Genomic DNA, 11,832 nt, shown 5'->3' on the forward strand with positions numbered 1-11,832 from the left:
GCCCGCGCCATGCTCGTGGCGTTGGCGGTCGCGCTGTGGTTCGCGGGCACGCTGGGCGTGCTGCACCGTTCGTTGCATGTGCCCGGACTGCCGGCAGCCATGGCGCACGCCGCACACGCCGCACACGCAGCACACGCAGCACACGCAGCACACGCAGCACACGCGGAAGGGACCCATCAGCACGCCCATGTGCACGCGGGCCATGGTGTGCTCAGCCTGTTCGGCGAGCACACCGATGCCGAATGCCGGCTGTACGACCAGCTCGCGCACGGCTCGGTAGCGCCTGGCGTGCCGCTGGTGGTGCTGCCGATGCTGCTGCCCTCGGCCACTTTCGCTTTTCTGCAGGGCGAAGCCGTCGCCCGCTGGGTCACGCTCTTCGACGCGCGCGGCCCGCCTTCCACTCGCTGAATTCCCCCGTGTTCCGGTTGCCGCACCCGCCATGCGCGGGTGGCGGCTTGCCGTCCATTGATTCAACGAGTGCCCACCATGATTCCCAATTTCCGTCGCAACGCCATCGGCGCTGCCGTTCTTTCGCTCGCCGCTTTCGCGGGCATGTCCCATGCGCAGGCGCAGGACGCCGCCCAGGCGCCGCCGGCTGACGCCACCGCCAACGCGACCAACACCACCGGCAGCCTGCGCGAGGTCACCGTCACCGGCAACCCGCTGGGCGCCGACGAGCTGATCGCGCCGACCGCGACGCTGTCGGGCGACAAGCTCCTTTTGCGCTCCGATTCGACGCTCGGTGAAACGCTCAACAACCTGCCCGGCGTGAGCAGCAGCTACTTCGGCCCCAACGCGAGCCGGCCGATCATTCGCGGTCAGGACGGCGACCGCATCCGCATCCTGCAGAACGGCGGCGGCGCGCCCGATGCGTCCGCCCTGAGCTACGACCACGCGGTGCCGGTCGACGCGCTGGTCACCGACCGCATCGAAGTGCTGCGCGGCCCGTCGGCGCTGCAGTACGGCGGCAGCGCCGTCGGCGGCGTGGTCAACGTGATCGACAACCGCATCCCCACTGAGCCCATCGAAGGCTTCGGCGGCCGTGCCGACCTGGGCTTTGCGTCCGGCAGCAAGGAAAAAAGCGGCGGCGTGGTGCTCGAAGGCGGCAACAACCGCTTCGCGCTGCACGTCGATGCCTTCAACCGCGACTCCAAAGACGTCTCGGTGCCCATCGACCTCGATTGCAGCAAGCCCGGCTCGCCGTGGCGCGCGCGCAAGATCTGCAACTCCGCCAACGAGGCGCACGGCGGCGCGGTGGGCGGCACGCTGTTCTTCGACCAAGGCTGGATCGGCGCCTCGACCAGCACCTACCGCAGCAACTACGGCACCGTGGCCGAAGACGATGTGACCATCGGCATGAAGTCCGACCGCCAGGCGATCGAAGGCGAGTGGCGTCCGGGGGGCTTCATTTCGAGCATCCACGCCAAGGCCAGCCACACCAACTACCGCCACACCGAGTACGAAGGCGGCGAGGCCGGCACCACGTTCTCGAACATGAGCAACGACCTGCGCATCGAGGCCAGGCACCAGAAGATCGGCAACTTCGAAGGCCTGGTCGGCTTCAGCAGCGAAAGCAACCGATTCGCCGCCGACGGCGAGGAAGCCTTTGCGCCGCACAGCCGCACGCGGTCGAACGCGCTCTTTCTCTATGAGGAGTACGGCACCTCGTGGGGACGCCTGAGCTTCGGCGCGCGCACCGAGAAGGTCCGCGTCCGCTCGCTGGGCTACCCGGACGACCCGAGCGTCACCCGTTTCGCCGTGGGCGAGCGCACCTTCAATCCGCACAGCGCGGCCTTCGGTGCGCTGGTCAACCTGACGCCGCAGTGGCAGCTGACCTCCAACCTCGCCTATACCGAGCGCGCGCCCAAGGACTACGAACTGCTGGCCAACGGCCCGCACGTGGCGACCGCCGCCTGGGAGGTGGGCGACCCGAACCTGCAGAAGGAAAAGTCGACCGGCCTGGACGTGGGCGCGCAATGGAAGTCGGGCGCCAACACGGCCCGCGTGAACGCCTACGTCACCCGCTTTGGCAACTACATCGGCCTCACCGCCTCGGGCCGCACGCTCGACGAAGAAGGGCAGGTGGTCACCGACCCCGCCGCGACAGACACGCTGGCCGAGTACCTCTACAGCGGCGTGCGCGCACGCTTCACCGGCGTGGAAGCCAGCGGCAATCTGCGCCTGCTGGGCACAGACGGCTTTGCCAAGCTGGCCGATGCCTCGACGCTGGACGTCGAATGGCGCGGCGACGTGGTGCGCGCGAAGAACCTGGACACCGGCGAACCGCTGCCGCGCATTGCACCGTTCCGCGCGGGCGCGACGCTGGTCTACGGCAACGGCCCGTGGAGCGCGCGCCTGGGCTTCGACTACAACGCCGCACAGCGCCACGTGCCCAGCGTGGGCGCGCGCGAGACCGATGCGTACACGCTGTGGAACGCCGCGCTCTCTTACCGCATGAAGGTGCAGCGCGCGAACCTCACCTGGTATGCGCGCGTGGACAACATCACCAACAAGCTGGCCTACAGCCCGACGTCGATCCTGACGACGACCGTGTATCCGAACGCGCCGTTGCCGGGGCGCTCGCTGAAGGTCGGGCTGCGCGTGACGTTCTGAGTTCGGTGTTTGTGTTTCTCCCTCCCCCGCTGGGGGAGGGCAGGGGTGGGGGCAAGCGGCCTTTGATGAGGTAACGGCTTCTTCAAGCGCTGCTTGCCCCCATCCCCACCTTCCCCCGGGAGGGGAAGGAGCAAGACAGCAAGGCAGCTATCCTCGACGGGTGAACTCCTTCGTCATCTCCTCGCTGCTCCCGGTTGTCCTCCTCATCGCCGCGGGCTACCTTGCCGGGCGGCGCCGATGGATCGGCGGCAACGCGGTGAAGGACCTGTCGAACCTCATCTTCCTGCTGCTCGCGCCCGCGCTCTTGTTCCGCGCGATGAGCACGGTGCACGTGCAGGAACTCAGCCTCAAGCCGGTGGCGGCGTACTTCATCGCCTCCGGCCTGCTGTTTGCCGGCACGCTCGCGCTGCGCGGGTTCAACCGCACGGCCGCGGTGATCGCCCTGGCCAACACCTACAGCAACACCGTGATGATCGGCATCGCGCTCATCGGCCTTGCCTACGGCGAAGAGGGCATGGTGGTGCTGCTCACGTTGATCTCGCTGCATTCGCTGGTGCTCATGACCAGCGCCACGCTGGTGCTGGAGCTGGCCGTGGCACGCGAGCATGCCACCGTCAGCGGCGCGGAAAAGCGCTCGATGGCGCGCACCGTGCTGCGTGCGCTGCGCAACGCCATCATCCATCCGGTGCCGCTGCCGATCATCGCGGGCCTCCTGTTCGCGCAGACGGGGCTCGTGATGCCCGAGGTGATCGACAAGCCGATCCAGTTGCTGGGCCAGGCCTTCGGTCCGGTGGCGCTCGTCATGGTGGGCATCACGCTCGCGCTCACGCCCATCGGGCGCCACTGGCGCGGCGCGCTGGTGCAGGCGCTGGTCAAGAACCTGCTGCATCCGCTGCTGGTGGCCGGCATCGGGTGGCTGCTGGGCGTGCGCGGCATTCCGCTCACCGTGATGGTGGTGGCGGCGGCGCTGCCCATCGGCGCCAACGTGTTCCTGTTTTCGCAGCGCTATCGCACGGCCGAAGACCTGGTCACGGCCAGCGTGGCGGTGTCGACGGTGCTGGCGCTGGGCACGCTGACGCTCGTGATGACCTGGGTGCAGTGGCTGCCCTGAAAGAGGGCTGAAGAAACTCAGGGCGCGAGCCGCTCGCGCACCCAGTCCGTGCCTTCGAGCCGGTAGCGCAGCCGGTCGTGCAGCCGGCTCTTGCGGCCCTGCCAGAACTCCCAGCGATCGGGCACCAGCCGGTAACCCCCCCAGTGCGGCGGGCGCGGCGGCGAGAGCAGGTGCCTGGCGGCGGCGACGGCCGCGTTCTTCACCAGCACGTCGCGCCCGCTGATCACTTCGCTTTGCGGACTGGCCCAGGCGCCGATGCGCGAATCGAGCGGGCGGCTCGCGAAGTAGGCGTCGCTCTCGTCGGCGCCGGCCTTCTCGACGCGGCCTTCGATGCGCACCACGCGCTCCAGTTCGACCCAGTGAAACTGCAACGCCGCATACGGATTGCCCGAGAGCTCGCGGCCCTTGCGGCTTTCGTAGTTGGTGTACCAGACCACGCCGCGCGCGTCGCAGCCCTTGAGCAGCACGATGCGGCTGGAGGGCCGCAGGTCGCTGCCCACGGTGCACAGCGTCATCGCATTGGGTTCGGGCACCTGGGCGTCGATGGCTTCGGTGAGCCAGCGTTCGAATTGCCTGAACGGATCGTCCGCGCTGTGGGCTTCGCCGAGCTCGGCGCGCTCGTAGCTTTTGCGCAGCGCGGCCAGCGCATCATGGGAGAGGGGGGCAGTCATGCCGGGATTGTTGCGCACATACTCGGTCGATGACGACCAAGACAAACATGCCGGTGGTGATCGTGCTGGCTTCGGGACGGGGGGAGCGCTTCATCGCGGCCGGCGGCACCGGCTCCAAGCTGAAGGCGCTGCTCGCGGGCAGGCCGCTGCTGGAGCGCACTCTGGGCGCCGTGCGCGCCAGCGGGCTGCCCTGGCACGTGGAGGACGCGGGGCATCCGGGCATGGGCGATTCGATTGCGGCCGCCGTGCGCGCAACGCCCGATGCGGCCGGCTGGCTGATTCTTCCGGGCGATCTGCCGCTGGTGCAGGCCGCCACGCTGCAGGCGGTGGCTTCGGCGCTCAGCGGTCGGGTGAATGCCGTGCAGCCTCAGTACAAGGGGGAGCGCGGCCATCCGGTCGCCTTTGCCGCCGGGTGCCGCGCCCAGCTCGCGGCGCTGCAGGGGAATGTGGGCGCATCGTCGGTCCTGCGGTCGATGCGCGCGATCGATTCGGTCGCGGACCTCGCGGTGGACGATGCCGGCGTCGTGACCGACGTCGACACCCCCGAAGCGCTGGCGCGCGCCGAGGCGCTCTGGCTGGCGCGCGGCGGCCGCTGACGCCGGGATGCCGTAGTCGGCCGGAACTCAGCCCTTCGGGATCACCGCGCAGGCGATGCGCGGGCCCGAGTTGCCCGAGGGCTGGGTCGTGAAGTCGTCGCGGTCGCGGTGCACCACCAGCGCACGGCCCACCACGTTGTTGGCGGCGCCGTCGGTCATCGAGATCGCATGGTCTTCGACGCTGAAGCGGGCCACGCCGCTGGCGTCGGCCACCAGGCTCGGCAGCTCGCCGGCATGGCTGCCCGGGGCGGCGAACTTGCCGTGCGTGCCGCCGGCCGGGTTGAAGTGGCCGCCCGAGGCTTCGCCGTTGTTGCCGCAGTCGCCCTTTTCATGGATGTGGAAGCCGTGTTCGCTGCCCGGCACCAGGCCGCGCACCTCGCCTGCGATGCGCACGCCGTGGTCCAGGGCGGTGAGCTTGACGGTGCCGCGGGTCGGGTTCGGCGTGATCGCGCCGGTGGGCACCAGCTCGACAGACGTGCTCGGCTTTCCACCCATGCTGCCGCAGGCGGCGAGTACCGCGGAGGCGAGGACGACGGTGCCGGTGGCGATGAGACGACGATGGTTCATGGTTTTTCCTTGGGGGCTGCAAGAGGTTGGGACGAAAAATTGTCTGTAGACCCCGGAACATATACCGGAGCAGGCGGCGGGTCGCAATCGGCGGGGGCGCCGGTCTGTTGCCGCTGCTCTTGTTGTTGCGCGGCGGCCAGGGCCACCAGGCGGGCCAGCGCGGCATCGTGGATGGAGTGCCGCTGCAGCTCCAGCAGCGTCTGCAGCGCATAGTCGAGCGAGCTGCCGTAGCGGCCGACCGCATTGGCGAAGATGTGGCGGTAGCGCTCGTCGCTGAGGTCGCCGGTGAAGTTGGGGCTGCGCCGCGACAGCGTGAAGGCCAGCGCCCGCACCGGGCCTTCGGCCGTGCCGCAACGCAGCCACTTCGGGTCGTACACGCCGGTGGGCATCTCGCGCAGCCAGAGGCGGCGCAGCGTGTCCAGGCCCTCGGCCCTGGGCACGCGGAACACCACGCCGCGGCAACTGCCGCCGGACAGCAGCCCGAAGACCAGGCCCGGCGTCTGCACGCTGCCGCGGTTCACGCGGCTCCACATCTTGAGCGCCCGGTGCCAGCCGTGCACCCACGCCGCCCGCCGCTCGACAAAGCCGAACTCGGGCCGCCAGATGAGCGAGCCGTAGCCGAACAGCCAGAGATCGTCGTGCCCGCCCCAGTCGGCGATGGCGCGTTCCAGCATGGGCTGCGGGTCGCGCAGGGGGCGGGGCAGGGGGTCCAGTCCGGGCGGTCCTGGATTCGGCGCCGGGTCCGACACGGAGTTGCCGGGTGCGCAGCCTAGAATTTCCTGATCATGGTTCACCAGCCGATTATTTACCGACCCCTCGATTACGGAGCACACGCACCCATGAGCGAAGACGGCCAACAGAATTTTGTCCTGGGGTTCCTGATCGCGCTCATCGCGCTGGTGATCTTCTCGGTCGTCGGTTTTGCGATCATGTACAAGGGCGGGCCGGGCTCGGCCGCCGTGGCTGCAGCCACCGGCAGCAGCGCCCCGGCCGCCACTCGGGTCGATCCTCCTTCGGTAGTCATTTCGTCCCCAGCGCCGGGCGAGGCGCCCAGGCTGGCCGAAGTGACCGAGACGGTCACGGTCACCATCCCCGACGGCGCGAGCATTCGCGTGATCAACGGCGTGGTGAACTTCTACTTCGCGACCGGCAGCGCCGACCTCGCACCGGGCGCCGCCGAGGCGCTGGCGGCGGTCATCAAGGGCGTCGAGAGCGGCCGCAAGGCGGTGGTCTCGGGCTTCCACGACACCACCGGCGATGCGGCACTCAACGATTCGCTCGCGAAGAAGCGCGCCGAGATGGTGCGCGACGTGCTCGTGGGTCTGGGCGTGCCGGCCAACAGGATCGAACTGAAGCGGCCCGAGGTGACCACCGGTACCGGCAACGACGCGGAAGCGCGCCGGGTCGAGGCCAAGCTGGTGGACTGAGCGGTTCACGCCTTCATGTCTGAAGCAGAGCCCGGTGACGCCGGGCTTTTTCATGCCTTCTTCACGGCGGGTGCATCGTGCAATGCGCTGCGTGCCATGCCTGAGTAAATTCGTATCGTTTGCCGCCTGCATTTCATCAGGCCTCGGGCGCCCGGCTTGGTACCATGAGTCTCCCGGCCCCCAGTCGCTCCGGCGACACGCAGCAAGAGCCATCGACCCCATGAGCACACACCCCACCGTCCGCGACGTCACCGATCGCATCCGCGAGCGCAGCCTTGGCCTGCGCAGCACTTACCTCTCCAGGCTGGCCGAAATTCGCGCCCGCGACCGCGGCTCCGACCGCATGGGCTGCGCCAACGTGGCGCACGCGGTGGCCGGCATTCCGGCCAACGACAAGTTCAGGGTGGTGGCCGAGCGCGCCCCCAACATCGGCATCGTCACTGCCTACAACGACATGCTCTCGGCCCACGCGCCGTACCAGGGCTACCCGGACATCGTGAAGCAGGAGGCCCGGCGCCTCGGCGCCACGGCACAGGTGGCCGGCGGCGTGCCCGCCATGTGCGACGGCGTGACGCAGGGCACGCCCGGCATGGAGCTGAGCCTGTTCAGCCGCGACGTCATCGCCATGAGCACCGCCATCGCGCTCACCCACGACATGTTCGACGGCGCGCTGATGCTCGGCGTGTGCGACAAGATCGTGCCGGGCCTCCTGATCGGCGCGCTGCATTTCGGCCACCTGCCGACCGTGTTCGTGCCCGCGGGGCCGATGCCCTCGGGCCTCTCGAACAACGCCAAGTCCAAGGTGCGCGAGCAGGCGGCGCAGGGCCTCGTGGGCCGGCAAGGGCTGCTCGATGCCGAGATGGCGGCCTATCACACGGTGGGCACCTGCACCTTCTACGGCACCGCCAACAGCAACCAGATGCTGCTCGAAGCCATGGGCCTGCACGTGCCCGGCACCGCGTTTATCCAGCCCGGCGATGCGATGCGCGACACGCTCACGCGCGAAGCGGTGCGCACCGTGCTGGGCAAGGCGGGCGATGCCGCATTCAGCTGTCCGCCCATCGGCGAGATGGTCGATGAGCGCTGCATCGTCAATGCCATGGTCGCGCTGCTGGCCACGGGCGGCTCCACCAACCACCTGATCCACTGGGTGGCCGTGGCGCGTTCGGCCGGCATCCTGATCGACTGGGATGATTTTTCGAAGCTCTCGGACATCATTCCGCTCCTGACCCGCGTCTACCCCAACGGCAGCGCCGACGTGAACGAGTTCCAGGCCGCTGGCGGCCCCGGCTTCGTGATCGGCGAGCTGGTCGATGCGGGCCTGATGCACGGCGACGTGCTCACGGTGCGCGCCGGGGGCATCCGCGAATTCGCCAACATCCCGACGCTGGCCGAAGGCGGCGAGCAGCGCCTGACATGGACGCCCGCCGCCCCGTCGAAGAACGACGCGGTCGCACGCACGGTGTCTGAGCCGTTCAGCGCCACCGGCGGCTTGAAGCTGCTGAGCGGCAACCTGGGTCGCAGCGTGATCAAGGTGTCTTCGGTGCCCGGCGACCGGCACGTCATCGAAGCGCCCGCGCGCGTGTTCGACTCGCAGGCCTCGCTGCAGAAGGCCTTTACCGCCGGCGAACTGGAGCGCGACGTGGTCTGCGTGGTGCGCTGGCAGGGGCCGCAGGCCAACGGCATGCCCGAGTTGCACAAGCTCACGCCGCCGCTGTCGGTGCTGCAGGGCAAGGGCTTCCGGGTGGCGCTGGTCACCGACGGCCGCATGAGCGGGGCGTCGGGCAAGATTCCGGCGGCCATCCATGTCTCGCCCGAAGCGGCGGCCGGCGGGCCGTTGGCCAAGGTGCGCGACGGCGACCTCATCCGCCTCGATGCGGTGGCGGGTACGCTCGCCGTGCTGCTGCCCGACGACGAATGGGCCGCGCGCGAAACCGCGACGCAGCCCGAAGCGCAGCGCACCGCCGACGGACACGGCCTCGGCCGCGAACTGTTCGCCGGCATGCGCCGCAATGCACTCACCGCTGAAGAAGGAGCCTGCTCATGGCTGTGAATGAGCTCGCCCCCAGGCTGCGCGCACTTCGTGTCGCCTGCGCCAACCCCCTACCGGGGGCAACACCAGCGGCCCGGCAAAGCCGGTTCCGCGGTGTTTCCTGAATTGGGCTCCGCGGGTTTCAACTCGCGGGCCATGCATAACGTACTGGAGCAATGAAATGGCAGAAAAACTCACCGCCCTCGACGTGATGCGCGATGCACCGGTCGTTCCGGTCATCGTGCTCAACGACGTGAAAGACGCCGTGCCGCTGGCGCGCGCGCTGGTGGCCGGCGGCATCCGCATGCTGGAGGTCACGCTGCGCACGCCGCAGGCGCTGCAATGCATCGAAGCCATCGCCAGGGACGTGCCCGAGGCCGTGGCCGGCGCCGGCACCATCCGCAGCGCCGCCGACGCGCAGGCCTCGGCGCTGGCCGGCGCCAAATTCGGCGTGAGCCCGGGCTACACGCGCGCAGTCGGCAAGGCCTGCCGCGACCTGGGCTTGCCGCTCTTGCCCGGCGTGGCCAGCGGCAGCGAAATCATGATGGCGCAGGAAGACGGCTACACCGAGCTCAAGTTCTTTCCCGCGCTGCAGGCCGGCGGCCTGCCGATGCTCAAGGCCTGGCACGGCCCGTTCGGCGACGTCACCTTCTGCCCCACGGGCGGCATCCATGCGGGCAACGCGGCCGAGTTCCTGGCGCTCTCGAACGTGGCCTGCGTGGGCGGTTCGTGGATCGTGCCGGCCGACGCCATCCGCGACGGCGACTGGGCACGCATCGAGCAGCTGGCCCGCGCGGCGAGCCAACTGGCGCGTTGACATGCAGCCGCAGTTCGACGCGAGCGACCTGAAGGTCATCGCGTTCGACGTGTTCGGCACCGTGGTCGACTGGCACAGCGGCATCGCGGCCGAGGTCGAGCGCGCTTTGCCCGGCGTGGACGGCGCGGCATTCGCGCTGGCCTGGCGCGCGGGCTATCAGCCTGCGATGAAGGCCGTGATGGAGCGCATCGCCGCGGGCGAGGGCGGCTTCACGCTGCTCGACGAGCTGCACCTGAGCATGCTCGAACAGGTGCTGCGCGACTTCAGCCTTGCCGACCGCCTCGACACCGCCACCAGGCGCGAGTTGAGCCGTGCCTGGCACCGGCTGCCGGCCTGGCCCGATGCGGTGCCGGGGCTCACGCGGCTCAAGAAGAAGTTCACCATCTGCACGCTCTCCAACGGCAACATCGGCCTCTTGACCGAGATGGCCAAGCGCGCCGGCCTGCCCTGGGATTGCGTGCTGTCGGCCGAGGTGTTCAAGGCCTACAAGCCCGACCCGCGCACCTACCTGGGCGTGGCGGGCGTGTTCGATGCGACGCCGGGCCAGGTGATGCTGGCTGCCGCGCACCACGACGACCTGGCCGCGGCGCGCGTGTGCGGCCTGAAGACCGCGTACATCGAGCGGCCCTTCGAATTCGGCCGCGTGAAGCCCAAGGATGTGTCGCCCGTGCAGGACAACAGCCTGCATGCGCGCGACATCGACGATCTGGCCGATCTGCTGGGCTGTTGATCAGCCCGCGATCAGACGCAACGCGCTTCAGCGCAGGCCGCCGCCTTCCGCGCTCTCTGCGCGTTGGATGAGTTCGATCTTGTAGCCGTCCGGGTCCGTCACGAAGGCGATCACCGTCGTGCCGCCCTTCACCGGCCCGGCCTCGCGCGTCACGTTGCCGCCCGCGGCCTTGATCTTGTCGCAGGCCGCGTAGGCATCGGGCACGCCCAGCGCGATGTGGCCGTAGGCGGTGCCCAGCTCGTAGCTCTCGGTGCCCCAGTTGTAGGTGAGCTCGATCTCGGCCTGCTCGGGGTTGCCCTTGTCGAAGCCGAGGAAGGCGAGGCTGTACTTGTATTCGGGGTTCTCGGACGTGCGCAGCAGGTTCATGCCGAGCACCTGGGTGTAGAAGTCGATGGAGCGCTGGAGGTTGCCAACGCGCAGCATGGTGTGAAGAAATCGCATCTCGTGGTGCCGTGTAGTTGTGGAGGAAAGTGAGGCCGTCATTGTCGGCTTCCGTGCGTGGCGATCAAGCAGCCAGGGTCAGCAGGTGCGACTCGTGGCGCTTCAGAAATTCCATCAGGTGCTGCGGGTATTCGGGCACCACCGCATCGCGAACGCTGGGGCGCGCGGCCAGCGCCTTGCGCCAGGCGTCGACCTTCGGGAGCACGTCGAAGATGTGCGAATCGCTCAGCGCATCGAACACCTCGAAGTAGCGGAACACCGGCGCGAAGACCGCATCGACCAGGCTGAAGTTGTCGCCCGCGAATTAGGGGCCCGCGCCGAGCGCGGCTTCGACGCGCTCGAACTTGGCGACCAGCGCGAGGCGCTTCTGCGCGAACACGGCGGCATCCTGCGTGGTCTCGTAGCCCCAGAGGTCGGCCAGAATGGCCGAGCCGAACTCCATCCATGCGCGGTGTTCTGCACGGGTGAGCGGGTCTTCAGGGTGCAGGCGCGCGCCGGGTTGCGTTTCTTCGAGGTACTCGCAGATCACGTTGCTCTCGAACAGCACGGCCTCGGTGCCGTCGGCGCGTTGCACTTTCAGCAGCGGCACCTTGCCCAGCGGCGAGATGTCCAGGAACCACTGGGGCTTGTTCGCGAGGTCGATCACGACGCGCTCGAAGGGCACGCCTTTTTCATTCAGCGCAATGGCGGCGCGCTGCACGTAGGGACACAGCAGGTGGCTGACGAGGGTGAGGGGCTGGGACATGGGTTTTCGTTCCGCTGTTGGGTGTCTGGATCGCCGCCGATTCTTGCGATCCCGAACAACCTTTTCCCGGAAAGCCCATTCG

12 protein-coding genes and 1 pseudogene are annotated in these 11,832 nt (G+C 68.8%); 8 read left to right on the top strand and 5 right to left on the bottom strand.

The window, feature by feature from the left end:
• Window positions 1-9: 9 nt before the first annotated feature.
• From ABIC90_RS00230 to ABIC90_RS00240, 3 genes are all read left to right on the top strand, one after another.
• Window positions 10-408 carry a hypothetical protein gene (locus ABIC90_RS00230; RefSeq protein WP_354352029.1) on the top strand — a complete coding sequence of 133 codons (399 nt, stop codon included), beginning with the start codon at window positions 10-12 and terminating at the stop codon, window positions 406-408.
• A gap of 78 nt (window positions 409-486) precedes the next feature.
• A complete protein-coding gene (locus ABIC90_RS00235) occupies window positions 487-2,613 on the top strand; it encodes a TonB-dependent receptor (RefSeq protein WP_354352030.1) in 2,127 nt (708 codons plus the stop codon).
• Between the two features lie 160 nt (window positions 2,614-2,773).
• Complete coding sequence (locus ABIC90_RS00240) at window positions 2,774-3,724, top strand: AEC family transporter (RefSeq protein ID WP_354352031.1); 951 nt, start codon at window positions 2,774-2,776, stop codon at window positions 3,722-3,724.
• 17 nt (window positions 3,725-3,741) lie between these two features.
• Here ABIC90_RS00240 and pdxH read toward each other — a convergent pair whose 3' ends face one another.
• Window positions 3,742-4,395, bottom strand: a complete 654-nt coding sequence (gene pdxH / locus ABIC90_RS00245; RefSeq protein ID WP_354352032.1) for a pyridoxamine 5'-phosphate oxidase — start codon at window positions 4,393-4,395, stop codon at window positions 3,742-3,744.
• 29 nt (window positions 4,396-4,424) lie between these two features.
• Here pdxH and ABIC90_RS00250 point away from each other — a divergent pair, with 29 nt between their 5' ends.
• Complete coding sequence (locus ABIC90_RS00250) at window positions 4,425-4,991, top strand: nucleotidyltransferase family protein (protein WP_354352033.1); 567 nt, start codon at window positions 4,425-4,427, stop codon at window positions 4,989-4,991.
• 27 nt (window positions 4,992-5,018) lie between these two features.
• Here ABIC90_RS00250 and ABIC90_RS00255 read toward each other — a convergent pair whose 3' ends face one another.
• Window positions 5,019-5,558, bottom strand: a complete 540-nt coding sequence (locus ABIC90_RS00255) for a superoxide dismutase family protein (protein WP_354352034.1) — start codon at window positions 5,556-5,558, stop codon at window positions 5,019-5,021.
• Entirely contained in the window at window positions 5,555-6,232 is a 678-nt protein-coding gene (locus tag ABIC90_RS00260; protein WP_354352035.1) for a gamma-glutamylcyclotransferase, read from the bottom strand. The genes ABIC90_RS00255 and ABIC90_RS00260 overlap by 4 nt, the downstream gene beginning before the upstream one ends.
• Before the next feature lie 165 nt (window positions 6,233-6,397).
• On the opposite strand from ABIC90_RS00260, the gene ABIC90_RS00265 reads away from it, so the two are divergent.
• The 4 genes from ABIC90_RS00265 (at window position 6,398) to ABIC90_RS00280 (ending at window position 10,564) form a co-directional block, all read left to right on the top strand.
• A complete protein-coding gene (locus ABIC90_RS00265) occupies window positions 6,398-6,985 on the top strand; it encodes an OmpA family protein (RefSeq protein WP_354352036.1) in 588 nt (195 codons plus the stop codon).
• Window positions 6,986-7,205: 220 nt separating this feature from the next.
• A complete protein-coding gene (gene edd, locus ABIC90_RS00270; protein ID WP_354352037.1) occupies window positions 7,206-9,038 on the top strand; it encodes a phosphogluconate dehydratase in 1,833 nt (610 codons plus the stop codon).
• 160 nt (window positions 9,039-9,198) lie between these two features.
• Window positions 9,199-9,834, top strand: coding sequence for a bifunctional 4-hydroxy-2-oxoglutarate aldolase/2-dehydro-3-deoxy-phosphogluconate aldolase (gene eda / locus ABIC90_RS00275; RefSeq protein ID WP_354352038.1), 636 nt, complete (start codon window positions 9,199-9,201; stop codon window positions 9,832-9,834).
• A gap of 1 nt (window position 9,835) precedes the next feature.
• Window positions 9,836-10,564, top strand: coding sequence for a haloacid dehalogenase type II (locus ABIC90_RS00280; RefSeq protein ID WP_354352039.1), 729 nt, complete (start codon window positions 9,836-9,838; stop codon window positions 10,562-10,564).
• Between the two features lie 27 nt (window positions 10,565-10,591).
• Here ABIC90_RS00280 and gloA read toward each other — a convergent pair whose 3' ends face one another.
• Together gloA and ABIC90_RS00290 are read right to left on the bottom strand one after the other, a co-directional pair.
• On the bottom strand, window positions 10,592-11,005 hold the full coding sequence (gene gloA / locus ABIC90_RS00285) for a lactoylglutathione lyase (RefSeq protein WP_354352040.1): 414 nt from the start codon (window positions 11,003-11,005) through the stop codon (window positions 10,592-10,594).
• 64 nt (window positions 11,006-11,069) lie between these two features.
• A pseudogene (locus ABIC90_RS00290) lies at window positions 11,070-11,750 on the bottom strand (glutathione S-transferase family protein).
• Between the last annotated feature and the right edge of the window lie 82 nt (window positions 11,751-11,832).

Origin of the sequence: Variovorax boronicumulans, from assembly GCF_040544675.1 — a bacterium.
Lineage (GTDB): Bacteria > Pseudomonadota > Gammaproteobacteria > Burkholderiales > Burkholderiaceae_C > Variovorax > Variovorax boronicumulans_D.

Bases quoted from the DNA above. Each gene is read 5' to 3' on its own strand.
- ABIC90_RS00230 (WP_354352029.1), top strand. From the start codon at position 10: ATGCTCGTGGCGTTGGCGGTCGCGCTGTGGTTCGCGGGCACGCTGGGC.
- ABIC90_RS00235 (WP_354352030.1), top strand. From the start codon at position 487: ATGATTCCCAATTTCCGTCGCAACGCCATCGGCGCTGCCGTTCTTTCG.
- pdxH (WP_354352032.1), bottom strand. From the start codon at position 4,395: ATGACTGCCCCCCTCTCCCATGATGCGCTGGCCGCGCTGCGCAAAAGC.
- ABIC90_RS00250 (WP_354352033.1), top strand. From the start codon at position 4,425: ATGACGACCAAGACAAACATGCCGGTGGTGATCGTGCTGGCTTCGGGA.
- ABIC90_RS00255 (WP_354352034.1), bottom strand. From the start codon at position 5,558: ATGAACCATCGTCGTCTCATCGCCACCGGCACCGTCGTCCTCGCCTCC.
- ABIC90_RS00260 (WP_354352035.1), bottom strand. From the start codon at position 6,232: ATGCTGGAACGCGCCATCGCCGACTGGGGCGGGCACGACGATCTCTGG.
- ABIC90_RS00265 (WP_354352036.1), top strand. From the start codon at position 6,398: ATGAGCGAAGACGGCCAACAGAATTTTGTCCTGGGGTTCCTGATCGCG.
- edd (WP_354352037.1), top strand. From the start codon at position 7,206: ATGAGCACACACCCCACCGTCCGCGACGTCACCGATCGCATCCGCGAG.
- eda (WP_354352038.1), top strand. From the start codon at position 9,199: ATGGCAGAAAAACTCACCGCCCTCGACGTGATGCGCGATGCACCGGTC.
- ABIC90_RS00280 (WP_354352039.1), top strand. From the start codon at position 9,836: ATGCAGCCGCAGTTCGACGCGAGCGACCTGAAGGTCATCGCGTTCGAC.
- gloA (WP_354352040.1), bottom strand. From the start codon at position 11,005: ATGCGATTTCTTCACACCATGCTGCGCGTTGGCAACCTCCAGCGCTCC.